Genomic DNA, 21,550 nt, shown 5'->3' with positions numbered 1-21,550 from the left:
GGCAGGGGTGTCCGGGCTGGTATCGTATCATGGATCGAACCATGCCTTAGTATCCGGTTTGGCCAGGTGACGCCACGGCGCAAAGTCCCAGAACCCTTTTCCAGCTTTCGGTTGGTGGTGGGAATGGCTATAAGCTGAATAGGGACGCGTGAATAAGGACGCTACCAAGACATGTCACACATTGTGGACGGTGCAAATGATCGGCACAGCCGGATCATCATCGTCAGCTTTAACTGCGCCGACTTCGTCAATCGCGTCATTGGCTGTCTGCTCGACCAGACCGACCCCGCCTTCGAGGTGGTGATCGTCGACAACGCGTCGAAGGACGTCGACGGAATCGCCTTGCCCGCCGATCCGCGGTTCCGCATGGTCCGGCTGGACAGCAATGTCGGTTTCGCCAAGGCCAACAACATCGGCGCCGCCGGCGCCACTGTCCCCTGGATCGTCACGCTGAACCCCGACGCCTTCCCGCGCCGCGACTGGATGGAGCGGCTGCAGGCCGCCGCCCGTGCGCAGCCCGACGTGGCGATGTTCGGCTCGACCCAGCTCTTCTCGCACGACCCCCGCATGATCGACGGCGAGGGCGACCAGTATTCCATTTTCGGCTTCGCCTGGCGGGTCAATTATCGTCGCATGCTGAAGCCGCCCTATTACAGCGGTGAAGTCTTCTCGCCCTGCGCTGCCGCCGCCATGTACCGGCGCGATTGTTTCGAGGCGGTCGGCGGTTTCGACGAGGATTTCTTCTGTTATTGCGAGGATGTCGACCTCGGCTTCCGCATCCGTCTGAACGGCGGTCCGGCGGTGCAGGTCGGCGACGCTGTCGTGGAGCATGTCAGCAGCGGCGTGTCCAAGCAGTATGGCACCTTCGCCCAGTATCACGGCGTCCGCAATCTGGTGTGGACGATGGTGAAGAACATGCCGCTGCCGTTGCTGCCGCTGGCCTTCGCCGGCCATGCGCTGCTGGTTGTCTATCTGGTGTTCCGCAGCCTGGGCAGCGGGCGCACCGGCGCCATCGGCCGCGGCATCCGCGACGCGCTGTGCGGCCTGCCGCGCATGATGGCCAAGCGCCGCGTCATCCAACGCGACCGCAAGGCGACGCTGGGGCAGGTCGCCCGCATGATCGCCTGGAACCCGCTGCTGCTGAAGACCCGCGGCCGGCCGGGGCTGCGGAAGTCGCACAGCTCAGACCAGCCGCCATCCGTGGGTGTTGAAAAAGCGTAGGGCCGAGCGGGCGAACATGCGGATATGCGCGCGGCCCTTGCGCGCCGCCTTGCCGCCGAAATGCACCATGCGCACGTCCGGCACATAGGCGATCTCGCCCAGCGCCATCGCTCGGCGCGACAGGTCGAAATCCTCGAAATACAGAAAATAGCCGTCGTCGAACCCGCCGAGCCGGGTCAGAGCGTCGCGCCGGAACAGCATGAAGGCGCCGCTGACCTGCTCCAGCCCGGTGACGACGCTGTCGCCGGTGACGTCGCGCATCTCGTACCGGTTCAGCCGCTTGGCGAACATCCGCTTGACGGAGGCCGGGGCGAAGGCGCGCAGACCCAGATCCAGCACGGTCGGCCGGCGCTTGCACAGGAACTCCTGCTCTCCCGACGGCCCGAACACCTTGGGCGTCAGCAGCACGGTGCGCGGGTGCGCCTCCATATAGCGCCAGCCGGCCAGCAGCGCGTCGGGCTCAAGCAGGATGTCGTAGTTCAGGATCAGGTGGTAAGGCGCATCGCCCTGCCGGATCGCCAGATTGTGCCCGGCGCCGTAGCCGACATTGCCGTGCCCGGCGATCAGCGTCACCGGCGGACGGCCGGCCTCGGCATAGCGGTCCAGCAGCGGCCGGAACGGGTTCGCCGCCGGTTCGCTGCCCTTCGGTGCGCCATTGTCGACGATCCACAGCCGGGTCTGCACCCCGGTACCCTCGGCCAGCCGGTCGGCGGCGGCGGCGATGGTGGCGAGCGAGCGGGCCAGCAGGTCGGGATCGGGGTGGTAAAGGACGACGGAGAGGTCGAGGAACGTGGCGGTCATGGGGATCAGGCCTTCGACATGCGCGTCAGCGTCGCCAGCAGCAGCGCGACCGTGACCGCGCCCGGCGCCAGCGTCCAGGCGCCGAAGGTCCTGGCGGCCAGCGCGGCGGCGACGAGGACGAGGCTGTAGCCGATGATGGTCAGCACCACGCGGTCGTGCCGGCCCGCACCCTTGGCGGCCTTCTGATAGAAATGCTCGCGGTGGGCCTGCCAGATCTTCTCGCCGCGCAACAGCCGGCGCAGCAGCGTGATGGTGGCGTCGGTCAGGTAATAGGCGGGCAGGATCAGCGCCGCCGCCCAATCGCCGCGCGCCGCCAGCGAGGCCAACAGGAAGGCCAGGATATGGCCGAGCGGGATGCTGCCGACATCGCCCATGAACATGCGGGCCGGCCGCCAATTGTGGGTCAGGAACCCGGCCGCCGCCCCGGCCAGCGCAGCCCCGGCGACACCGGTCAGCCCGAAATCGCCCACAACCAGCGACACCAGCGCGACGCCGCCGCCGATCAGGATGGTCTCGCTGCCGGCCAGCCCGTCGATCCCGTCCATGAAATTGTAGAGGTTGACGAACCACAGCCACAGGAAGGCCGTCGCTGCCCGGTCCAGCCCCCAGGGCAGCCAGCCCTGCCACACCAGCTGGTCGGACGGCAGCGCCAGCAGCCCGAAGGCCACCGCCAGCGCCTGCACCGCCAGCCGCAGCAGCGGCGACAGGGTGCGCCGGTCGTCCATCCACGACACCCCCATCAGCGCCAGCGTGCCCAGCAGCACCGCCCCGGCTTCCAGCGGCCGGCCGAAGGCGATCCCGGCGATGGCGAAGACCGGCATCACCGTCAGCATCACCGCCCAGCCGCCGCCGCGCGGGGTGGGGGCCTGATGGCTCGACCGCTCGTTCGGGATGTCCATGATGCTGCTGGCGAGCAGATAGCGCAGCACCCGCGTCGACAGGTACCAGCCGACGGCCAGACACAGCAGGAAGACGCCGATCAGCGCGGACGAATAGGCGGTGGAGGTCATGGTGGCTCGGGTGTTGTCGGGAAGGGCATGCGATCGGTCGTCAATGGCAGCCGCAAAGGCTGACCTTGTATCACGTTTCCCCGTGCCGATGCGTAGAGCCGGTCACGCACTTGCCCCTAGGCCGTCGGGATGCCGGCCGGAGGCGACGATGCATGGCGTTTGCGGTCAGCGAACCCAGCCGAACCGTTCCAGCAACTGGTCGGGGAGGAGCGCGTTGCAGGCCTCGATCTGGGGCGGGGTGTAGACCGACCGCCATTCGTCCGGATCGCCCTTGCGGAAATGCACGCCACGGTCCTTCGGCAAGGGCGTGAACTGAAAGCGCTGCCGCGCAATGCCGTGGAAGTCGAGGATGCGGCCGAACAGACGATGCTCGTCCGTGATCAGTTCATCGTAGGTCGTCAGCAGGATGTTGAAGCGTCCCCGGTCGTAAACCTTCAGCCAGCCGCGCAGCCAGTCGACCAGGGCCGGGGAATAATGGACGATGTTCCAGCCGATCTTGTCCGTCAGGTCCAGATCGAAATATCCCGCTGGCGGCGTCGGCGTCACCCAGAGAAGGGCATCCTCGCGATTTTCCGCCTTCAGCAGGTCGAGGTGATGCACCCAGCTCAGCAACGCCTGGCGCGGATCACGGATGTGCAGGATCCAGCGGCCGACCAGCCGGTCCAGAATCTGGACGTTGATGTCCGACGGTTCGAAATGGTTCTGCGCGATGCTGCTCGCCCCGATGAAGGACTTCGCGCTCCAATACTGCACCTGATCGGCCAGCGTATAGCCGTTGCCGAGGTTGCTGAAGGGCATGCCGAGGGCTTGGCCCAGGTGCTTATGGATATAGACGCTGCCGGATTTCGGCATGGTGTTGATGAGGATGCTGGGCAGCGGAGGGTTGCGCAGCCGCTCCAGTTCGGCTTCGGCGGCCCGGCGCTCCTGCCGCTCGGCCTCGATTGCGGCGAGACAGGCGTCGAAGGAGGAGCGGAAGCGGTCGCGCTCTGCCGTCAACTGCCGTATCCGCTCCTCGGCATCGGCCAGTGAAGCGGCAAGGGTGGCTGGCCCGTCTTCCGTCACGTCTTCCGGAATGGCCTCTGCAGTGCAGGGGGGAGAGACGGTCTCGGTGGCGGCTTCGGCGTCGGTGCTGTCGGTCATGCTGATCTTCGGAAGCCTGCTTCAGGTTCGAGCGCCGCAGTATATGATGCCAGCCAGGGTGGTGGAAGATCGTGCCGTCACCGGATCCCGTGATAGCCCTTGTACCACTCCACGAATCGGGGCAGGCCGATCTCGATCGGGGTCTTCGGCTCGAAGCCCAGCACCTGACGGCTCAGCTCGATGTCGGCGGCGGTCTCCGGCACGTCGCCGGCCTGCATCGGCTCCATCACCTTGACGGCCTCGCGGCCGAAAGCCTGCTCCAGCACGGTGATGAAGCGCATCAGCTCCTCGCACCGGTTGTTGCCCAGGTTGAAGACGCGGTGCGGGGCGCCAGTCTCGGCATCTACCGGAGCCGGGCGGTCGAGGGCGGCCAGCACGCCTGAGACGATGTCGTCGATATAGGTGAAGTCGCGCTTCATCTTGCCGCCGTTGAAGACGCGGATCGGCCGGCCGGCGGTGATGGCGTCGGCGAACAGCCAGGTCGCCATGTCCGGGCGGCTCCACGGGCCATAGACGGTGAAGAAGCGCAGGCCGGTCATCGGCAGCTGGTAGAGGTGGCTATAGGTGAAGGCCAGCATCTCCGCCGCCTTCTTGGTGGCGGCATAGACCGATACCGGGCTGTCCACCCGGTCCTCCACCGAGAAGGGCATCTTGCGGTTGGCGCCATAGACGGACGAGGTGGAGGCGTAGACGAAATGCCGCAAATCCGGCATGCGCCGCGCCGCCTCCAGCAGCGTCACCTGACCGGTGACGTTGGCGTCGACATAGGCATAGGGGTTCTCGATCGAATAGCGCACGCCCGGCTGCGCTGCCAGATGGACCACGCCCGTCACGTCGCCGAACTGCGGCCACAGCCCCTCCACCGTCGCGCGGTCGGAGATGTCGGCCCTGATGAAGCGGAAGCCGGGCCGGCCGGTCAGCCGGGCCAGCCGCGCCTCCTTCAGCGCCACGGCGTAATAGTCGTTCAGGTTGTCGATGCCGAGCACGCTCTCCCCGCGGTCCAGCAGCGCAGCCGCGACATGCGATCCGATGAAGCCGGCGGCCCCGGTGACGAGGATGGTCATGGTCCGACACCTTGATATGACGATGGTCCGACGGTCTTATGCCCCAGCGGCGACCGGGGCGCCAGCCTCCATCCAAGCCTCTCCCATGACCGGTTCGCACGCTTGACAGCCGATCCGCCCTGCCGGTCTACTGCGCGACCGCGACACACCAGGACCGATGAGACCATCGATGCCCCCGAAGAAGAACCCGCTGAACCTGAACCCGCTGCAGCTGCGCACCCTGACCCTTCTGCAGGAGATCGCGCGTCTGGAGAACGCTCCGGCCGAGGATGAGGAGGGTGGCTTCCAGATCACCTCCCTGCCGCACGCGCACGGCAACCACTTCCACCTCGGCCATGCCGTGGTCGCCGCCAAGGATGCCACCGGCCTGCAGAACGATGCCGTCTGGACCATCCTGGAACGCAAGGGCATCGTGAAGCGCACCCCCGGCGCCGCGATCCTGACCGCGACCGGCGTCGGCTACGAGACCGGCCTGCGCGATCAGATCCTGCATCATTCCGATCACTGACAGCCCGGGCGGAGCCGCGCCGATGGACGACACCGCCGAGACGCTGAACACTCCGCCGGCACCGGTGAAGCCGAAGCCGGCGGTGTCGGCCCGCGACGAACGCCTCGCCGCCCGCCTGCGCGAGAACCTGCGCAAGCGCAAGGAGCAGGCGCGGCAGCGGGGGGAGTGAGGGGGCGGGTGCGGCGTTAGACCCCCACCCTCACAATCCAACACCCTAAGCCAAATCCTTCCTGAACCAGATCTGCCGGTGCCCCGGCGGATAGCCCTCCATCTCCGCCCACACCTCATAGCCCTGCTTCGGGTAGAAGCCGGGCGCCTGGAAGTCGTAGGTGTAGAGCCGCGACCAGCGGCAGCCGCGGGTCTTGGCCTCCGCCTCCGCCGTGGCCAGCAATCGGCCGCCGAGGCCGCTGCCGCGGGTGGAGTCGTCCACCCACAGCAAATCGACATACAGCCAGTCCCAATTGGTGTAGCCGACCAGCCCGCCCTTCAGCGCGCCGTCCGCATCGCGGGCGACGGCGACCAAGTCGCGGCGGTCATAGGCGCGGCCGAGCGACGCCTCGTTGTAGGCGCGCAGGCCGTCGAAGACGCCGGCCAGATCGGCCGGGGCGGGGGTGTCCGTCACGGACAGGATGAAGCTCTGTGTCATGCGGCGAAGCTTAGCCGCGAGCGCGCGGAAGACCAGCGCCGTGATAAAGAACCGTCCATGCACCACAAGCGGCCCGGCTTTTCTTGAGCCTCGCCGCGCGCTCGGCTACAAACCAGCCTCACCACCCCTCCACCCAATCGATACGCCAAGGAGTACCCCCGCGATGGGCATCATGCCGGACAGCTGGATCCGCGAGATGGCCGAGACCAAGGGCATGATCGAGCCCTTCGTCGAGACCCAGAAGCGCGAAGGCGTGATTTCCTACGGCGTGTCGTCCTACGGCTACGACGCCCGGGTCGCCGACGAGTTCAAGATCTTCACCAACGTCGACAATGCCATCGTCGACCCGAAGCGCTTCGACGATTCGAGCTTCGTCGACCGCAAGACCGACGTCTGCATCATCCCGCCCAACAGCTTCGCGCTGGCCCGCACGGTGGAATATTTCCGCATCCCGCGCGACGTTCTGGTCATCTGCCTGGGCAAGAGCACCTATGCCCGCTGCGGCCTGATCGTGAACGTCACCCCGCTGGAGCCGGAGTGGGAAGGCCACGTCACGCTGGAGATCTCCAACACCACGCCGCTGCCCGCCAAAGTCTACGCGAACGAGGGGCTGTGCCAGTTCCTGTTCCTGAAGGGCGACAGCGTGTGCGAGGTGTCCTACGCCGACAAGTCCGGCAAATACATGGGGCAGAAGGGCGTCACGCTGCCCCGGCTCTGAGCACTCCTAATCTGAACGCCTTTTCCGAAGGCGTATCCGCGAAAGAAACAGGTCCATGGACAAGATCCGCATCCGCGGCGGCCGCCCGCTGAACGGCTCCATCACCGTTGGTGGCGCCAAGAACGCCGCCCTGCCGCTGATGACGGCGTCGCTTCTCACCGACGAGACGCTGACGCTGACCAACCTGCCGATCCTGGCCGACATCAACACGCTCTGCAATCTGCTGTTGCAGCACGGCGTGGCGATCCACATGGCCGGGGCCGGCGGCGATTGTGCCGGCCGTGCCGTGGACTTCACCGCGCGCGACGTCACCAACACCACCGCCCCCTACGATCTGGTCCGCAAGATGCGCGCCAGCGTGCTGGTGCTGGGGCCGCTGCTGGCCCGCTGCGGCGAGGCCAAGGTGTCGCTGCCCGGCGGCTGCGCCATCGGCGCCCGTCCGGTGGACCTGCACATCAAGGGCCTGGAGGCGATGGGCGCCGACATCCGGATCGAGGCGGGCTACATCGTCGCCAAGGCGCCGGCCGGCGGCCTGCGCGGTGCGGAGTACGTCTTCCCCAAGGTGTCGGTGGGGGCGACCGAGAACCTGCTGATGGCCGCCACCCTGGCCAAGGGCACCACCATCCTGGTCAACGCCGCGCGCGAGCCGGAAGTGACCGACCTCGCCGAATGCCTGGTCAGGATGGGCGCCAAGATCACCGGCATCGGCACCGACCGGCTGGTGATCGAGGGGGTCGACCGCCTGCACGGTGCCCGCCATATGGTGGTGGCCGACCGCATCGAGACCGGCACCTACGCCATGGCCGCTGCGATCACCGGTGGCCGTCTTGACATCATGAACACCCGTCTCGATTTGATCAAAGCGGCGGTCAAGGCGCTGGCTCCGGCCGGCGTCGCCTTCGAGGAGATCGAGAACGGGATCCGCGTTTCGCGCGCCAATGGCGAACTGCACGGTGTCGATGTGATGACCGAGCCGTTCCCGGGCTTCCCCACCGACCTTCAGGCCCAGATGATGGCCCTGATGTGCACGGCGAAGGGCGCGGCGATGATCACGGAAACGATCTTCGAGAACCGCTTCATGCATGCGCCGGAGTTGACGCGCATGGGCGCGCGGATCACGGTCCACGGCTCGTCGGCCCTGGTGCGCGGCGTGGAGCGGCTGACCGGTGCGCCCGTGATGGCGACGGACCTGCGCGCTTCGGTGTCGCTGGTGCTCGCCGGGCTGGCGGCGGAGGGGGAGACGATGGTCAATCGTGTCTACCATCTCGACCGCGGCTATGAGCGGGTGGAGGAGAAGCTGGCCGCCTGCGGTGCGGAGATCGAACGCATCCACGGCGGCGACGAGTAAGCGGCGGGGGCGCCCCTCCCGCCATCCCGATAAGGTTGGCCATTCCCCGAGAGGTGCCCCCGATCATGACGGCCTCAGCCATGACCCCGATCCGCCTGCGTGCCGAAGACGAGGAGGATCTGAAGGTCGTCTCCGCTTGCCTGCAGGACGCCATCCTTCCGGTCGGCGACATGTGCTTCCAGCCCGACGACAAGCGGTTCGTCATGGTCGTCAACCGCTTCCGCTGGGAAGCCGCCGACCGCCCGCGTCCCGGTCCCTCCGCCGACGACGACGATCTGGCCCCCTACGAGCGGGTCCATTGCGGCGTGCGGGTGGATGGGGTGACCGGCGCCAAGCTGCGCGGCTTCGATCTTAAGGACCGCGGCCGGATCCTGGAATTGCTGTCGATGGAGACGATGGAGGGCGGGATCGCCCTGCATTTCGCCGGCGGCGGCTGCGTCCGCCTGGACGGGGAGTCCTGGCGCATGGTGGTGGAGGATCTGGGCGAGCCCTGGCCCACCGGCTGCAAACCCTGCCACCCCGACGAACCGGCCTGAGGCGCGGTATGGCGCGCGGGGCGCCGGTTCAGCGCTCCGCGACCTGGGTGTCGTTGTGGATGCGGCGGATCACGTCCTGCGCGGTCTTCTTGTAGGTGACGGTGTCCACGTCCTCGCCCGGCGACAGTTGCGAGCGGGAGACGGTGAAGAAGCGGTGGCCGACATCCAGCATGCCGCTGGCCTCGACCAGGATGCTGGTGTCCTTACCGTCGGCGCTGGGCGAAACCGAAACGATCTGGCCCAGCTCCTCGCCGAGCAGACCGGTCACTTCGAGCCCGACAAGATCGTCGCCGGCGCGCGGATCCGCGGCCTGGACCGACTCGATGTGGGCGAATGGCAGGGTCGCTGCCAGCGCAAGGCCGGCCAATAGGGTCTGGAACCTCATGATTCGGGCTCCCATCGTTGATGTGTGTCTCGTATGTCACAATCAACATGGGAATTGCGGGACAGTTCCCAGGGAACCATGCAGGGGTAATCCGGTTGCTGCGGCATAACCAACAGCGAAGGAAGCCCCTCCATGGCTAAGAACCTCAATGGAAAAACCGTGGCCGTTCTCGCCACCGACGGCTTCGAACAGGTGGAGCTGACCGAGCCGGTGAAGGCCCTGCGCGACGCCGGTGCCACCGTGCATGTGGTTGCCCCGAAAAGCGGGCAGATTCAGGGCTGGAACCACCATGACCGTGGCGACAAGGTCGATGTCGACGTGACGCTCGACCAGGCCGATGCCGGCCGCTATGACGCGCTGATGCTGCCGGGCGGCGTGATGAATCCGGACAGCCTGCGGCTGGAGCCGAAGGCGATCGAGTTCGTGAAGAGCTTCGTGACTTCGGATCGTCCCATCGCCGCAATTTGTCACGGCCCCTGGACGCTGATCGACGCCGGCGGCGTGCGCGGCAAGCGCATGACCTCCTGGCCGTCGCTGCAGACCGACCTGCGCAACGCGGGCGCGACCTGGGTCGACGAGCAGGTGGTGACCGACCATGGTCTGGTCACCTCGCGCAAGCCCGACGACATTCCGGCCTTCTGCCGCAAAATGATCGAGGAATTCTGTGAAGGCCGCCACCCCGGCCATCGCCACGCGGCGGAGTAGGGGAGCGCTTCTGCCCCCTCCCTAACCCTCCCCCGCTTTGCGGGAGAGGGGACTGTTCCGGCTATCGCAAATCGCCCCTCTCCCGCGAAGCGGGGGAGGGAAGGCGCCCATGCGAAAGCATGGGAAGGGAGGGGGCAATCCCCGCCTACGCCGACACCAACGGCGAAAGCCCGTTCTGGATCGCCCACACCGCCGCCTGCGTGCGGTTCTGCGCGTTGATCTTCCGCATCACGTTCTTGAAATGCATCTTCACGGTCGATTCCGTGATGTGCAGGTTGCGGGCGATGGCCTTGTTCGACTGGCCGGCCAGCAGGCAGCGCAGGATCTGCACCTCGCGCTTCGACAGGTCGCCGCTGGGCGGCATGGCGATCGGGGTCGGGCTGTGCTGCGGGCGCTCGTTGGCGGCGGCCATCAGCAGGCCGGCGACATGGGTCGGATAGACCACCTCGCCCAGCATCACCAGCCGCAGCGAGCGCAGCAGGCTCTCGCTCGACATGCTCTTGTTCAGATAGGCGTCGGCGCCGGCCTTCAGCGACTGGGACAGGCTGCGGTCGGCGATGGTGTCGGCCAGCACCGCGATCCGCGCCGACGTGCCGTCGCGCAGGCGCCGGATGCCGGCGATCTCCTCAGGCATGCCGTCCTGGAGCGCCAGCACGATCAGGTCGGGCTCCTCGCCGTCGGCAATGAGGTCGAGCGCGTCGTCGGCGCTGGCCGCGTGGGCGCTGACCCGGAAGGGGCCGCCGCCGATCAACGTTGCCAAGGCCGCCGAAAACAGCCGGTCATGGTCGACCAGCATCACATTCCATGTCGTCATTGATCATCCTCCGCTGAGCCACCCTTATTGCCGGGCGGCGGCGATCCCCCCTTTTTGTCCGCGCCTGAAGGATCAGGCCAAGGACCGGACCGGTCGATCCGGCCCACGCAGACTCCGAACATAGAAAATTAGAACAATATTGTTCGGAACAGCGGGCTTTACGCTTCATGCCGGGATGATTTATACGGTTCATTAACCAACGGCGCAAGGTGAGAACAGGAAAGTCACAGGCAATAGATCAGATTTGGCAGGGAATTGAACGCAGGTCCGTTCATTCGATATTTAGGGGTAGCTGCGCCAAAGAGCGGCGCGAATGAACCGCTTTTCCGTTGGGGCTTTTTGGTGTTCTTGGCCCTACTGAGGAGCGGTCCGCTGAGAATAAGGGGACACGATGGAGTTCGAGCTTCAAGCGCGCGGTGGTTCGCGTAGCGCGGGCAATCCCACGCGGATTTTTCTGGTGGTCGACGAGCAGCCGATGGTGCGCCATGGCTTCGCTCTGTCCATCGGCGAAATCTGCCCTGGGACGCGCGTGCTGGAGGCCGGGTCGTTGGATGAAGCGCTGAACATCGGCCGCCAGACCCCCGAGCTGGCCCTGGTCCTGTACGATCCCGGTCCGCCGCGCGTGGACGACGAGGATGCCGGCGGCGGCGCCATCGCCGGGCTGCGCCGGCTGAAAGACACGCTGGGCGACGTGCCGGTCCTGATCCTCACCAATTCCGACGAAGTTGCCGACATTGTCGACAGCGTCCGCATGGGCGCCCGCGGCTATGTGTTGAAGACCAGTCCGCCGGAGGTGCTGGAGCATGCCATCTCGCTGGCGCTCAGCGGCGACATCTTCCTGCCGCTGCCGCGCGCGGTGCTGAACGGGGCGCTGGCGGAGGGGCCGCGCGGCAACGACGACATCCTCGACCGCCTGACCGACCGCCAGCGCGACGTCTTCGAGCTGCTGCTGGCCGGGCATTCCAACAAGGAGATCGCCCGCGGTCTGGGCGTGCTGGAAGGCACGGTGAAGGTGCATGTGCGCGCCATCATGCAGAAGCTCGGCGTGCGCAACCGCACCCAGGTCGCGGTGGTCGCCGCCCGCAACGGCTGCTTCAACGGCGAAGGCTGAGCGGGGGCGAAGGCTGAGCGGAGCGGAGTGTTCGTCCGCATTGCCTGAACGGCCCCGCTTCCGGCAGACTGGCGCCCGCATCATCCAGTTGGCAGTTGGGGAGCGGGCGCTTGGTTCAGGTGGCGGTGGCCGACAGGCCGGAAGTGACGGCTCCCGAGGAAAAGAAGGTCGCCGTCCATGGCGCCGCGACCGTCCGGTTCGAACATCGCCATGGCGAGACCAGGCTGGCGACCCTCTACCATCACGACCCGCTGCGGGTGCTGATGCCGACGCCGCGCCGCGATGACCTGCCTATCGCGGTGCTCGCCACCACGTCCGGCGGGATGGTCGGCGGCGACCGCATGGACATCGCGCTGTCGGTTGGGTCGGGCGCCAGGGCGCTGGTCACCACCCAGGCGGCCGAGAAGGTCTATCGCTCCACCGGCGCCGACTGCCGCATCGACACCGCTTTGTCGGTGGAGGACGGCGCGTGGCTGGAATGGATGCCGCAGGAGGCGATCGTCTTCGAAGGCTCCCGCCTGCGCCGGCTGACCCGGATCGACCTGTCGGGCAATGGCCGCGTCATCGCCGGCGAGATGCTGGTCTTCGGCCGCGCCGCCTTCGGCGAGACGGTCACCCGCGGCCTGATCCGCGACGCCTGGGAGGTCGCGCGCGATGGCCGGCTGATCTGGGCCGACGCCCTGCATCTGGACGACGACATCGCCGAGGCGCTGGCCCACCCCGCCGGCTTCGGTGGAGCCGCCGCCTGCGCCACCCTGCTGCACGCCGCTCCCGACGCCCCACGCCATCTCGATGCCGTCCGTGCCTTGGCCGAACCGCTGGCCCAATCGTCGGAAGGCGCCCGCATCGGCGCCACCGCGCTGGACGGGTTGCTGATCGTCCGCATTCTCGGCGGCGATGCCCGTGCGGTGCGCCGGGCCTATGCGATGCTGTGGTCGGGTTTGCGCGCCGAGGCCGCCGGCCTGCCCACCCGCCTGCCGCGGCTTTGGGAGGTGTAAAAGCCAAGTCCAGGCTTTGGCATCAATTGTTTCAACCCTCTACGTCATACGACGCACTTGGCGTGCCGCCTCAGCGTGGCATAATCGCCGGCAACGAACAGGGCGGCGAAAGGGCAATCCCCCGATGAACCTGACAGGGCGCGAGAAGGACAAGCTGCTCGTTGCGATGGCGGCGATGGTGGCGCGGCGGCGGCTGGAACGCGGGGTCAAGCTGAACCATCCGGAGGCGGTCGCCCTCATCACCGACTATGTGGTGGAAGGCGCGCGCGACGGCCGCACGGTGGCCGAACTGATGCGCGACGGGGCCACCGTGCTGACCCGCGATCAGGTGATGGACGGCGTGGCCGACATGATCCACGACATCCAGGTCGAGGCGACCTTCCCCGACGGCACCAAGCTCGTCACCGTCCACCAGCCGATCCGTTGAGGGGGACTGCCCGATGAAACCCGGTGAAATCTTCCCGGCGGCCGGCGAGATCGTGTTGAACGACGGCCGCGATACCGTCGAACTCGACGTCGCCAATGCCGGCGACCGCCCGATCCAGGTCGGCTCGCACTTCCACTTCTACGAGACCAACAGCGCGCTGACCTTCGACCGCGAGAAGGCTAGAGGCTTCCGGCTCGACATTCCGGCCGGAACGGCGGTGCGTTTCGAGCCCGGCCAGACCCGGCGCGTGTCACTGGTCGCCTATGGCGGCGACCGGGTGGTGATCGGCTTCAACCGCAAGGTCAACGGCGCCCTCTGACGGGCCGACAGGGAAGGGCGAACGACAATGGCGCACCGCATCGACCGGGCCGAATATGCGGCCCTCTACGGCCCGACCACCGGCGACCGCGTCCGGCTGGCCGATACCGACCTGATTGTGGAGGTCGAACGCGACCACACCGTCTATGGCGAGGAGGTGAAGTTCGGCGGCGGCAAGGTGATCCGCGACGGCATGGGGCAGTCGCAGCGCTCGCGTCACCAGGGAGCCGTCGACACCGTCATCACCAACGCCCTCATCATCGACCACTGGGGCATCGTAAAGGCCGACATCGGCATCACCGGCGGGCGCATCGCCGCCATCGGCAAGGCCGGCAACCCCGACATCCAGCCGGGCGTCGACGTCATCATCGGTCCGGGGACCGAGGTGATCGCGGGCGAGGGCAAGATCGTCACCGCCGGCGGCATCGACGCCCACATCCATTTCATCTGCCCACAGCAGGTGGACGAGGCGCTGAACAGCGGCGTCACCACCATGCTGGGCGGCGGCACCGGTCCCGCCGCCGGCACCTCCGCCACCACCTGCACCCCCGGTCCCTGGCATATGGAGCGGATGCTCCAGGCCGCCGAAGGGCTGCCGATCAACCTCGGCTTTTTCGGCAAGGGCAACGCCAGCCGTCCTGACGCGCTGCTGGAGCAGATCGCCGCCGGCGCCTGCGGCCTGAAACTGCACGAGGATTGGGGCACCACGCCCGACGCCATCGACACCTGCCTGACGGTCGCCGACCAGCTCGACGTCCAGGTGGCGATCCACACCGACACGCTGAATGAATCGGGCTTCGTCGAGGACACCATCGCGGCGTTCAAGGGCCGCACCATCCACACCTTCCACACCGAAGGGGCGGGCGGCGGCCATGCGCCGGACATCATCCGGGTGGCCAGCCTCGGCAACGTGCTGCCCAGCTCGACCAACCCGACGCGGCCCTTCACCATCAACACGGTGGACGAGCATCTGGACATGCTGATGGTGTGCCACCACCTCAGCCCGCGCATTCCGGAGGACGTCGCCTTCGCCGAAAGCCGCATCCGGCGCGAGACCATCGCGGCGGAGGACATCCTGCACGACCTGGGCGTCTTCTCCATGATCTCGTCGGACAGCCAGGCGATGGGCCGGCTGGGCGAGGTGATCATCCGCACCTGGCAGACAGCCCACAAAATGAAGCTCCAGCGCGGCCGGCTTCCGCAGGAGACCGGCGACAACGACAATTTCCGGGTCAAGCGCTACATCGCGAAATACACCATCAATCCGGCGCTGTCGCATGGCATCGGCCATGTCGTCGGCTCGGTCGAGGTCGGCAAGCTGGCCGATCTGGTGGTGTGGTCGCCGGCTTTCTTCGGCGTGAAGCCGGACATGGTGATCAAGTGCGGCACCATCGCCGCGGCGCTGATGGGCGACCCCAACGCCTCGATCCCGACGCCGCAGCCGGTGCATTACCGTCCGATGTTCGGCGCCTTCGGCCGGGCGATGCAGGCCAGCAGCGTCACCTTCGTCAGCGCCAAGGCGATGGAGCTGGAGGTCGGCCGCCAGCTTGGCCTGCACCGCGAGCTGATCGCCGTCCATGGCACCCGCACCGTCGGCAAGAAGGATATGATCCACAACGACGCCACCCCGCATATCGAGGTGGACCCGGAAACCTACGAGGTGCGGGCGGACGGTCAACTGCTGACCTGCGAACCGGCCGACGTCCTGCCGATGGCGCAGCGGTATTTCCTGTTCTGATGGTACGCTCCCTCTCCCGTCCCGGGAGAGGGAAGGGGCCCAAGCGAAGCTTGGGAAGGGTGAGGGGTAAGGCAAGGATCAGAATCCATGTCCGGATCCCCCATCACCCTCCCGCCTTCGGCGGGTCCCTCCCTCTCCCGGGGCGGGAGAGGGTAATGGTTGCGAAGGCTCAAACAGTTGATCGGTGTATTCGACTCAGGACATGGCGGATTGACGGTGTTGCGCGCCCTGGTGGATGCGGCACCCGACCGGCCCTTCGTCTATCTCGGCGACCATGCCGCCGCTCCCTACGGCCCGCGCAGCGAGGACGACATCTACCGGCTGACCATCGCCGGGATGGACCGGCTGTTCGAGCAGGGCTGCCGGTTGGTCGTCATCGCCTGCAACACCGCAGCCGCGGTGGCGCTGCGCCGGCTGCAGCAGGAATGGCTGCCGTCCGCCCATCCCGGCCGCAATGTCCTGGGCGTGCTGGTGCCGATGGTGGAGGCGATCACACGCGTATCGTGGATGATCGACACGGTCCCGCCCGACCATCTCGCCGAACCGCGCAGCGTCGGCATCTTCGCCACGGCGGCGACGGTCAACTCCGGCTCCTTCCCGCGCGAGATCGGCAAGCGCGCCCCCTCCGTCCGCGTCGTGCAGCAGGCCTGCCCCGACCTCGTGCCGCTGATCGAGCGCGGGGCCTCGGATGACGAGATCGAACCGGCGGTGGCCGGCTATGTCCGCGTCCTGCTGGACAAGATGGGGAGCCAGCCGCTGGACACGGTGGTTTTGGGATGCACCCATTACCCGCTGGTCCGTCACCTGTTCGCCCGCGCCCTGCCGCCGGGGGTGGAGGTGCTGTGCCAGCCGACCCTGACCGCCCGCTCGCTGGAGCAGTATCTCGACCGCCACCCCGAATACCGCCCCGATCCATCCGAAAAGGGCCTGCGCTTTTTCACCACCGGGGACGCGGCGCTGGTCAGCGAACTGGCCGGCCGATTCTTCGGTCACCCGACCCCCTTCGAACGGCTTAGCTGATGACCGATCCCACCCGCCGCGCCACCCGAGTCCATGCCCGCGGCCATTGGCCGGCAGAGCGCGCCTCCGGCACCGTGACGCTGGCGTTCGACGACCGCTTTCGCCGCCGCATGGCGATGACCGACGATGCCGGCGGCGCCTTCCTGCTCGACCTGCCGCGGGCGGTGGCGCTGGACGATGGCGACGGGCTGGAACTGGGCGACGGCAGCTTTCTGCGCGTGGTCGCCGCCGCGGAGGACCTGATGGAGGTCCGCGTGCCCGGCCCGGTGGAGGCCTTCGCGCGGGTCGCCTGGCATCTGGGCAACCGCCACCTGCCGGTGCAGATCGTCGGCGACACCATCCGCCTGCGCCGCGACCATGTGATCGAGGACATGCTGCGCGGGCTGGGGGCCGAAGTGCGCGACGTGACGGCGCCCTTCATGCCGGAAGGCGGCGCCTATGGTGGGCATTCGCATGGCGGCGGGCATGGGCATTCGCACTGAGGTGGATAGCGTCTCCACCCACGCCCTGACGCGCCTGTTGGCGTGGCTGTCGCCCAGCTTTCCCGTCGGCGGCTTTTCCTACAGCCATGGGATCGAGGCGGCGGTGGAGCAAGGGCTGGTGCGGGATCGGGCGACGATGATCGTCTGGCTCGACGGCATCCTGCGCCATGGCGCCGGGCGGACCGACGGCATGCTGTTCGCCGCCGCCCACCGCGCCGTGCTGGCCGGTGACGAGGCCGGCTTCGCCTGGGCGGTGGAGCGGGCCGACATCCTGCGGGCCACTGCCGAGACGGCGCTCGAATCGCGGGCGCAGGGGCAGGCCTTCCTGCTGGCGATCCGCGCCGCATGGCCGCTCGATGACCTGCCGCGCTGGGATGCGGTAATCGCCGGAACCGGCCGGCCCGTCGCCTATGCGGTGGCGGTGGCGCTGGTGTCGGCGCTGATCGGTGTGGCGGAGGGGCCGGCGCTGACCGCCTATCTGCACGCTTTCGCCGCCAATCTGGTGTCGGCCGGCGTCCGGCTGGTGCCGCTGGGCCAGACCGACGGGCAGCGGGCGCTGGCCGCGCTCGACCCCATCACCCACCGGGCGGCGGAGGCGGCGCTGACGGCCCCGCTCGACGATCTCGGCGGCCGGGCGATGGCCGTCGACTGGACCTCGATGATCCACGAAACCCAATATACGAGGCTGTTCCGCTCATGAGCGCTCTCCCCGCTATCGAAAAGAGCCACGCCGGTCCGCTTCGCGTCGGCATCGGCGGTCCCGTCGGCTCCGGCAAGACCGCGTTGACCGACGCGCTGTGCAAGCGAATGCGCGACGATTGGGAGGTCGCGGCGATCACCAACGACATCTACACCAAGGAGGATGCGGAGTTCCTCACCCGCTCCGGCGCCCTGAAGCCGGAACGGATCATGGGTGTGGAGACCGGCGGCTGCCCGCACACCGCGATCCGCGAGGATGCCTCGATCAACCTCGCCGCCGTCGATCAGATGAACGCGAAGTTCCCCGACCTCGACCTGATCTTCATCGAATCGGGCGGCGACAACCTCGCGGCCACTTTCTCGCCGGAATTGGCGGACATCACCATCTACGTCATCGACGTGTCGGCCGGCGACAAGATCCCGCGCAAGGGCGGGCCGGGCATCACCCGGTCGGACCTGCTGGTCATCAACAAGACCGACCTCGCCCCGATGGTCGGCGCCAGCCTGGAGGTGATGGACCGCGACGCCCGCAAGATGCGCGGCGACCGCCCCTTCGTCTTCACCAACGTCAAGGCGGGCGAAGGGTTGGATGCGATCCAGTCCTTCATCGTCCAGCGCGGCGGCTTGCCGCTGCCGGGCTGACCCTTCTTCACAACTGGAAGAAGATTCGCGCTCGGGAACCTCCGGCTTGGCCATGCTGTTCATACGGCATGAGACGATTCAAGCCGGAGGATGCCCCGATGATGCGCCCGACCCCCAGTAGGACCATGGGCACGGCCCTGCTGCTGGCCGCGCTGGGACCCCTGTCCATTGCCGCGCCCGCGTTGGCGGCCGACGACTGCGCAGCGGGGCTCGACCGGCTGGGACAGCAGGCGGCGGCTCTCGAGGCTGCCGGCCCCGGCACCCCCGCTCCGGTGACCCAGCAGGAAACCGCGCAACTCCGCGCCCTGCAGCAGGCGGCGCAGGCCGCGGCACAGAAGGGCAACGCCCCCGCCTGTCAGGCCATCCTGGGCGAGGCGGCTGCCCTGCAGGACTCCATCGCCCACCCGCGCGCGGTCGCCGCCGACGAGCTTGAGGACGCCAAGCTGCGCAGTCCGGACGGCAAGGATCTCGGCAGCGTGTCCGAACTGATCATCGATCCCGCCAGTGGGCGGGTCGCCTATGCGGTGGTCGAACTGGGCGGCTTCCTCGGCATTGGCGACAGCGACTTTCCCGTGCCTTGGGCGCTGTTCACCCCGTCCGGCGACGGCTATGTCCTGAACGTGCCGAAGGACAAGCTGACCAACGCCCCGCGCTTCGACGAGAAGAACCGCCCGAACATGAACGACCGCCAGTGGGCGATGGCGATCCACACCTATTACGGCGTGTCGCCCTACTGGATGCGCGATTCGGCGACACTGGCCGCAATCGCCGGCTCGGCTGGCGGCGATGCTTCGGCCGGGCCGATGCGCCAGGAGGTGCAGCGCCTGTCGCAGGAGGTGGCGCGCCTGAACCGCGAACTGCAGCAGGCCCGCGGCGCCGCCGGCTCCAGCGGCCAGCAGACCGGCGGGGGAAGCGGGCAGGGCGGTGCGTCGCAGGCGCCGCCGGAGTCCGCGTCGCAGGCACCTTCCGGGAACGGCACCCCCCAGCCGCCGGTTTCCCAACAGTGACGCGATAACCATCCGATGGCGGACGATCCCCGACCGGGACCCGCATTCAGGAGGACCGACATGGAACTCTCTTCCATCACCGAAACGGCCCAGCGCAACCTGCGCGGCCTCAACGACCGCATCCAAGGCCCGGGCGGCGGCTACAGCATCAATTGCGGCCATACCGAGCGGCTGGCCTCGCTGGCCGGCGGCGTGGCGTTGGCGGTCCTTGGCCTGCGCCGGCCCAACTGGACCGGCGCCGCCATGGCGCTGGCCGGCGGCGCCCTCGTGGCGCGCGGCCTGACCGGCTATTGCCCCGGCAAGGCGATGCTGTCCGACTGGAGGCACAACGACCGGGCGGCCATTCCGTCGCAGGACGTGGACCAGGGCGTCAATCGCTACTCCCGTCATCCCGGCGACATCTATGAGGAGGCCTGTGAGGAGGAGATCGTCGACGAGGCCTCGCAGGAATCCTTCCCGGCCAGCGATCCGCCGTCCTTCACGCCGGGTGTTGCCCGGTAAGGAGGCAAATGGCACAAGCGACGTGTCGCCATAACAGAAATGTCATCAAGAAACGGCCTGCCGGTCCGCCGCCGGCAGGCCGTCTTGATATGGATCAATGAAAGACTGAAACGACGCCAATTCTGCTTTTACTAACCGCTCTCCGAACAATGCTGCGCAATGATTGAGGTGCATGTGCGGATCGCTCCCATTGCACGTTGCGGACCTGCGGCGATTGGATTATGGTGCACTGCACAAGGAACGCCGCGTGATCTCACCCGGCGACAGGCGGCCGGGATTGCGGCCGCTCCTCCCGTCCCATCGACCGCAGGACAGTCCGCATGACCACGATCATTCCCGCCGCCGCCACGCTCGAAGGCAAGAAGGGGCTCGTCCTTGGCATTGCCAACGACCAGTCGATCGCCTGGGGCTGTGCCCGCGCCTTCCGCGCCATGGGTGCCGACCTTGCGGTCAGCTATCTGAACGACAAGGCCAAGAAGTTCGTCGAGCCGCTGGCCCAGCAGCTGGAGGCCGAGATCTTCGAACCGGTGGACGTCACCGGCGAAGGCCAGCTGAAGGCCATGTTCGACAAGATCGGCGAGAAGTGGGGCAAGCTCGACTTCGCGCTGCACAGCATCGCCTTCGCGCCGAAGGAGGACCTGCACGGCCGCGTCGTCGACTGCTCGCGCGAGGGCTTCCAGCAGGCGATGGACGTCTCCTGCCACTCCTTCATCCGAATGGCCAAGTATGCGGAGCCGCTGATGAAGGACGGCGGGTCGCTGTTCACCATGTCCTATTTCGGCGCCAACCGCGTCATCGACAATTACGGCGTCATGGGCCCCGTCAAGGCGGCGCTGGAGGCCAGCGTGCGCTATCTGGCGGCCGAGCTGGGTCCGAAGGGCATCCGCGTCCACGCCATCTCGCCCGGCCCGATCAAGACCCGCGCCGCCTCCGGCATCGCCCATTTCGACGAGCTGATGAACAAGGCCGCCGAGCGTGCGCCGGAAGGCCGTCTGGTGACGATCGAAGAGGTCGGCTACACCACCGCCTTCCTCGCCACCGACGGCGCCAAGGGCATCACCGGCGACACCACCTATGTCGATTGCGGCTACTCGATCGTCGGCTGACGTCGACAGAATCACGGTTGCGGAAAGGGGGCGGGTGCGGCGACGCATCCGCCCCGTTCCGTTCCGGCTCGCTTCATACGGGTGCGTCAAATTGCCGTGTGACGTCGGCGGCTGTTTGGGTGCGGTGGTAACACCATTCATAATCCTCCCCAACGGGGTGCCGGTTAAGGGGGGAGGCCGCAAGGTCATGGGCGCCATCACATGGCGACGGCAGTTGAGCGTCGGGCAGCCGGCCATCGACGACGATCACAAACACCTGATCGAGTATCTGAACGAACTCGACGCCGCGCTGGCCGCCCCGCGGTTCCAGCCGGTTCGCGTCGCCAAGATCCTGATCAAGCTGCTGGAATACACCAAGGAGCATTTCGCCCGCGAAGAGCGGATCATGCAGATCGTGCATTACCCGAAATTCGACGAGCATGTCGCCATGCACCGCGCCGCCGTCCAGAAGGTCAGCGAGCTGTCGAACCAGTTCTCCGGCGAACCGACCCACGAGAACGCCGAGAAGCTCTATAAATTCACCGCCGACTGGCTGGTCCGCCACATCATCCTGACGGACACCCAGCTGACGCCGTATGTTCGCGGCGTGTGGGCCTAAACGGGCA

At 67.4% G+C, this 21,550-nt stretch carries 27 protein-coding genes; 20 read left to right on the top strand and 7 right to left on the bottom strand.

What is annotated here, in order from left to right; genetic code table 11:
• The first annotated feature begins 171 nt into the window (after positions 1 to 171).
• Positions 172 to 1,221 (top strand): glycosyltransferase family 2 protein, encoded by a 1,050-nt coding sequence (locus B9N97_RS22850; RefSeq protein ID WP_085089997.1) that lies wholly within the window; start codon positions 172 to 174, stop codon positions 1,219 to 1,221.
• Here B9N97_RS22850 and B9N97_RS22845 read toward each other — a convergent pair.
• From B9N97_RS22845 to B9N97_RS22830, 4 genes are all read right to left on the bottom strand, one after another.
• Positions 1,183 to 2,022 carry a glycosyltransferase family 2 protein gene (locus B9N97_RS22845; RefSeq protein ID WP_085089996.1) on the bottom strand — a complete coding sequence of 280 codons (840 nt, stop codon included), beginning with the start codon at positions 2,020 to 2,022 and terminating at the stop codon, positions 1,183 to 1,185. The two genes, B9N97_RS22850 and B9N97_RS22845, sit on opposite strands and share 39 nt — an antisense overlap.
• Before the next feature lie 5 nt (positions 2,023 to 2,027).
• A complete protein-coding gene (locus tag B9N97_RS22840) occupies positions 2,028 to 3,032 on the bottom strand; it encodes an MraY family glycosyltransferase (protein ID WP_085089995.1) in 1,005 nt (334 codons plus the stop codon).
• A gap of 165 nt (positions 3,033 to 3,197) precedes the next feature.
• Complete coding sequence (locus B9N97_RS22835; protein WP_085089994.1) at positions 3,198 to 4,172, bottom strand: sulfotransferase domain-containing protein; 975 nt, start codon at positions 4,170 to 4,172, stop codon at positions 3,198 to 3,200.
• A 77-nt stretch (positions 4,173 to 4,249) separates the two neighbouring features.
• Positions 4,250 to 5,236: an SDR family NAD(P)-dependent oxidoreductase gene (locus B9N97_RS22830; protein ID WP_085089993.1), complete on the bottom strand. Its 987-nt coding sequence runs from the start codon at positions 5,234 to 5,236 to the stop codon at positions 4,250 to 4,252.
• A 169-nt stretch (positions 5,237 to 5,405) separates the two neighbouring features.
• Here B9N97_RS22830 and B9N97_RS22825 point away from each other — a divergent pair, with 169 nt between their 5' ends.
• Both B9N97_RS22825 and B9N97_RS35740 read left to right on the top strand, forming a co-directional pair.
• The gene (locus B9N97_RS22825) at positions 5,406 to 5,744 is read left to right on the top strand and encodes a hypothetical protein (RefSeq protein WP_085089992.1); all 339 of its coding nucleotides are present in this window, start codon (positions 5,406 to 5,408) and stop codon (positions 5,742 to 5,744) included.
• Positions 5,745 to 5,766: 22 nt separating this feature from the next.
• Positions 5,767 to 5,913, top strand: a complete 147-nt coding sequence (locus tag B9N97_RS35740; RefSeq protein WP_167393344.1) for a hypothetical protein — start codon at positions 5,767 to 5,769, stop codon at positions 5,911 to 5,913.
• A gap of 45 nt (positions 5,914 to 5,958) precedes the next feature.
• On the opposite strand, the gene B9N97_RS22820 is transcribed toward B9N97_RS35740, so the two are convergent.
• Positions 5,959 to 6,390 carry a GNAT family N-acetyltransferase gene (locus B9N97_RS22820; protein WP_085090718.1) on the bottom strand — a complete coding sequence of 144 codons (432 nt, stop codon included), beginning with the start codon at positions 6,388 to 6,390 and terminating at the stop codon, positions 5,959 to 5,961.
• 163 nt (positions 6,391 to 6,553) lie between these two features.
• On the opposite strand from B9N97_RS22820, the gene dcd reads away from it, so the two are divergent.
• The 3 genes from dcd to B9N97_RS22805 all read left to right on the top strand — a co-directional run bounded on the left by dcd (position 6,554) and on the right by B9N97_RS22805 (position 8,992).
• Positions 6,554 to 7,108, top strand: coding sequence for a dCTP deaminase (gene dcd, locus B9N97_RS22815; protein ID WP_014248468.1), 555 nt, complete (start codon positions 6,554 to 6,556; stop codon positions 7,106 to 7,108).
• A 55-nt stretch (positions 7,109 to 7,163) separates the two neighbouring features.
• Positions 7,164 to 8,456, top strand: a complete 1,293-nt coding sequence (gene murA, locus B9N97_RS22810) for a UDP-N-acetylglucosamine 1-carboxyvinyltransferase (RefSeq protein ID WP_085089991.1) — start codon at positions 7,164 to 7,166, stop codon at positions 8,454 to 8,456.
• A gap of 65 nt (positions 8,457 to 8,521) precedes the next feature.
• The gene (locus B9N97_RS22805; protein WP_085089990.1) at positions 8,522 to 8,992 is read left to right on the top strand and encodes a DUF2948 family protein; all 471 of its coding nucleotides are present in this window, start codon (positions 8,522 to 8,524) and stop codon (positions 8,990 to 8,992) included.
• A gap of 28 nt (positions 8,993 to 9,020) precedes the next feature.
• Here the strand turns inward: B9N97_RS22805 and B9N97_RS22800 are convergent, their stop codons facing one another.
• Positions 9,021 to 9,377: a hypothetical protein gene (locus B9N97_RS22800; RefSeq protein WP_085089989.1), complete on the bottom strand. Its 357-nt coding sequence runs from the start codon at positions 9,375 to 9,377 to the stop codon at positions 9,021 to 9,023.
• A gap of 132 nt (positions 9,378 to 9,509) precedes the next feature.
• On the opposite strand from B9N97_RS22800, the gene B9N97_RS22795 reads away from it, so the two are divergent.
• The gene (locus B9N97_RS22795) at positions 9,510 to 10,082 is read left to right on the top strand and encodes a type 1 glutamine amidotransferase domain-containing protein (protein ID WP_085089988.1); all 573 of its coding nucleotides are present in this window, start codon (positions 9,510 to 9,512) and stop codon (positions 10,080 to 10,082) included.
• A gap of 145 nt (positions 10,083 to 10,227) precedes the next feature.
• Here the strand turns inward: B9N97_RS22795 and B9N97_RS22790 are convergent, their stop codons facing one another.
• On the bottom strand, positions 10,228 to 10,896 hold the full coding sequence (locus B9N97_RS22790) for a LuxR C-terminal-related transcriptional regulator (RefSeq protein WP_085089987.1): 669 nt from the start codon (positions 10,894 to 10,896) through the stop codon (positions 10,228 to 10,230).
• Between the two features lie 457 nt (positions 10,897 to 11,353).
• Between B9N97_RS22790 and B9N97_RS35965 the strand changes: the two genes are divergently transcribed.
• From B9N97_RS35965 to B9N97_RS22725, 13 genes are all read left to right on the top strand, one after another.
• Positions 11,354 to 12,007 carry a LuxR C-terminal-related transcriptional regulator gene (locus tag B9N97_RS35965; RefSeq protein ID WP_244560847.1) on the top strand — a complete coding sequence of 218 codons (654 nt, stop codon included), beginning with the start codon at positions 11,354 to 11,356 and terminating at the stop codon, positions 12,005 to 12,007.
• 119 nt (positions 12,008 to 12,126) lie between these two features.
• Entirely contained in the window at positions 12,127 to 13,005 is an 879-nt protein-coding gene (locus B9N97_RS22780; RefSeq protein WP_244560925.1) for an urease accessory protein UreD, read from the top strand.
• A gap of 124 nt (positions 13,006 to 13,129) precedes the next feature.
• The gene (locus tag B9N97_RS22775) at positions 13,130 to 13,432 is read left to right on the top strand and encodes an urease subunit gamma (protein WP_085089984.1); all 303 of its coding nucleotides are present in this window, start codon (positions 13,130 to 13,132) and stop codon (positions 13,430 to 13,432) included.
• A gap of 13 nt (positions 13,433 to 13,445) precedes the next feature.
• On the top strand, positions 13,446 to 13,751 hold the full coding sequence (locus tag B9N97_RS22770) for an urease subunit beta (RefSeq protein WP_085089983.1): 306 nt from the start codon (positions 13,446 to 13,448) through the stop codon (positions 13,749 to 13,751).
• A gap of 27 nt (positions 13,752 to 13,778) precedes the next feature.
• Entirely contained in the window at positions 13,779 to 15,488 is a 1,710-nt protein-coding gene (gene ureC, locus B9N97_RS22765; RefSeq protein WP_085089982.1) for an urease subunit alpha, read from the top strand.
• 159 nt (positions 15,489 to 15,647) lie between these two features.
• The gene (gene murI, locus B9N97_RS22760) at positions 15,648 to 16,508 is read left to right on the top strand and encodes a glutamate racemase (protein ID WP_348520091.1); all 861 of its coding nucleotides are present in this window, start codon (positions 15,648 to 15,650) and stop codon (positions 16,506 to 16,508) included.
• Complete coding sequence (locus B9N97_RS22755; protein ID WP_085089980.1) at positions 16,508 to 16,990, top strand: urease accessory protein UreE; 483 nt, start codon at positions 16,508 to 16,510, stop codon at positions 16,988 to 16,990. The genes murI and B9N97_RS22755 overlap by 1 nt, the downstream gene beginning before the upstream one ends.
• Complete coding sequence (locus B9N97_RS22750; RefSeq protein ID WP_244560846.1) at positions 16,974 to 17,690, top strand: urease accessory protein UreF; 717 nt, start codon at positions 16,974 to 16,976, stop codon at positions 17,688 to 17,690. The genes B9N97_RS22755 and B9N97_RS22750 overlap by 17 nt, the downstream gene beginning before the upstream one ends.
• Positions 17,687 to 18,331, top strand: a complete 645-nt coding sequence (gene ureG / locus B9N97_RS22745; RefSeq protein WP_085089978.1) for an urease accessory protein UreG — start codon at positions 17,687 to 17,689, stop codon at positions 18,329 to 18,331. The genes B9N97_RS22750 and ureG overlap by 4 nt, the downstream gene beginning before the upstream one ends.
• Positions 18,332 to 18,429: 98 nt before the next feature.
• Complete coding sequence (locus tag B9N97_RS22740) at positions 18,430 to 19,338, top strand: PRC-barrel domain-containing protein (protein ID WP_085089977.1); 909 nt, start codon at positions 18,430 to 18,432, stop codon at positions 19,336 to 19,338.
• A gap of 60 nt (positions 19,339 to 19,398) precedes the next feature.
• Positions 19,399 to 19,839, top strand: coding sequence for a YgaP family membrane protein (locus B9N97_RS22735; protein ID WP_085089976.1), 441 nt, complete (start codon positions 19,399 to 19,401; stop codon positions 19,837 to 19,839).
• A 320-nt stretch (positions 19,840 to 20,159) separates the two neighbouring features.
• Positions 20,160 to 20,945 (top strand): enoyl-ACP reductase FabI, encoded by a 786-nt coding sequence (fabI, locus tag B9N97_RS22730; RefSeq protein ID WP_085089975.1) that lies wholly within the window; start codon positions 20,160 to 20,162, stop codon positions 20,943 to 20,945.
• Positions 20,946 to 21,132: 187 nt separating this feature from the next.
• On the top strand, positions 21,133 to 21,543 hold the full coding sequence (locus B9N97_RS22725; protein WP_085089974.1) for a bacteriohemerythrin: 411 nt from the start codon (positions 21,133 to 21,135) through the stop codon (positions 21,541 to 21,543).
• Positions 21,544 to 21,550: the final 7 nt, after the last annotated feature.

This window comes from Azospirillum oryzae, assembly GCF_900177515.1.
GTDB classification, from domain to species: Bacteria; Pseudomonadota; Alphaproteobacteria; order Azospirillales; family Azospirillaceae; genus Azospirillum; species Azospirillum oryzae_A.
The sequence above is the reverse complement of the archived record's forward strand: the minus strand, read 5'-3'. Positions and strand labels throughout refer to the sequence as shown.

Bases quoted from the DNA above. Each gene is read 5' to 3' on its own strand.
- B9N97_RS22850 (WP_085089997.1), top strand. From the start codon at position 172: ATGTCACACATTGTGGACGGTGCAAATGATCGGCACAGCCGGATCATC.
- B9N97_RS22845 (WP_085089996.1), bottom strand. From the start codon at position 2,022: ATGACCGCCACGTTCCTCGACCTCTCCGTCGTCCTTTACCACCCCGAT.
- B9N97_RS22840 (WP_085089995.1), bottom strand. From the start codon at position 3,032: ATGACCTCCACCGCCTATTCGTCCGCGCTGATCGGCGTCTTCCTGCTG.
- B9N97_RS22835 (WP_085089994.1), bottom strand. From the start codon at position 4,172: ATGACCGACAGCACCGACGCCGAAGCCGCCACCGAGACCGTCTCTCCC.
- B9N97_RS22830 (WP_085089993.1), bottom strand. From the start codon at position 5,236: ATGACCATCCTCGTCACCGGGGCCGCCGGCTTCATCGGATCGCATGTC.
- B9N97_RS22825 (WP_085089992.1), top strand. From the start codon at position 5,406: ATGCCCCCGAAGAAGAACCCGCTGAACCTGAACCCGCTGCAGCTGCGC.
- B9N97_RS35740 (WP_167393344.1), top strand. From the start codon at position 5,767: ATGGACGACACCGCCGAGACGCTGAACACTCCGCCGGCACCGGTGAAG.
- B9N97_RS22820 (WP_085090718.1), bottom strand. From the start codon at position 6,390: ATGACACAGAGCTTCATCCTGTCCGTGACGGACACCCCCGCCCCGGCC.
- dcd (WP_014248468.1), top strand. From the start codon at position 6,554: ATGGGCATCATGCCGGACAGCTGGATCCGCGAGATGGCCGAGACCAAG.
- murA (WP_085089991.1), top strand. From the start codon at position 7,164: ATGGACAAGATCCGCATCCGCGGCGGCCGCCCGCTGAACGGCTCCATC.
- B9N97_RS22805 (WP_085089990.1), top strand. From the start codon at position 8,522: ATGACGGCCTCAGCCATGACCCCGATCCGCCTGCGTGCCGAAGACGAG.
- B9N97_RS22800 (WP_085089989.1), bottom strand. From the start codon at position 9,377: ATGAGGTTCCAGACCCTATTGGCCGGCCTTGCGCTGGCAGCGACCCTG.
- B9N97_RS22795 (WP_085089988.1), top strand. From the start codon at position 9,510: ATGGCTAAGAACCTCAATGGAAAAACCGTGGCCGTTCTCGCCACCGAC.
- B9N97_RS22790 (WP_085089987.1), bottom strand. From the start codon at position 10,896: ATGACGACATGGAATGTGATGCTGGTCGACCATGACCGGCTGTTTTCG.
- B9N97_RS22775 (WP_085089984.1), top strand. From the start codon at position 13,130: ATGAACCTGACAGGGCGCGAGAAGGACAAGCTGCTCGTTGCGATGGCG.
- B9N97_RS22770 (WP_085089983.1), top strand. From the start codon at position 13,446: ATGAAACCCGGTGAAATCTTCCCGGCGGCCGGCGAGATCGTGTTGAAC.
- ureC (WP_085089982.1), top strand. From the start codon at position 13,779: ATGGCGCACCGCATCGACCGGGCCGAATATGCGGCCCTCTACGGCCCG.
- B9N97_RS22755 (WP_085089980.1), top strand. From the start codon at position 16,508: ATGACCGATCCCACCCGCCGCGCCACCCGAGTCCATGCCCGCGGCCAT.
- B9N97_RS22750 (WP_244560846.1), top strand. From the start codon at position 16,974: ATGGGCATTCGCACTGAGGTGGATAGCGTCTCCACCCACGCCCTGACG.
- ureG (WP_085089978.1), top strand. From the start codon at position 17,687: ATGAGCGCTCTCCCCGCTATCGAAAAGAGCCACGCCGGTCCGCTTCGC.
- B9N97_RS22740 (WP_085089977.1), top strand. From the start codon at position 18,430: ATGATGCGCCCGACCCCCAGTAGGACCATGGGCACGGCCCTGCTGCTG.
- B9N97_RS22735 (WP_085089976.1), top strand. From the start codon at position 19,399: ATGGAACTCTCTTCCATCACCGAAACGGCCCAGCGCAACCTGCGCGGC.
- fabI (WP_085089975.1), top strand. From the start codon at position 20,160: ATGACCACGATCATTCCCGCCGCCGCCACGCTCGAAGGCAAGAAGGGG.
- B9N97_RS22725 (WP_085089974.1), top strand. From the start codon at position 21,133: ATGGGCGCCATCACATGGCGACGGCAGTTGAGCGTCGGGCAGCCGGCC.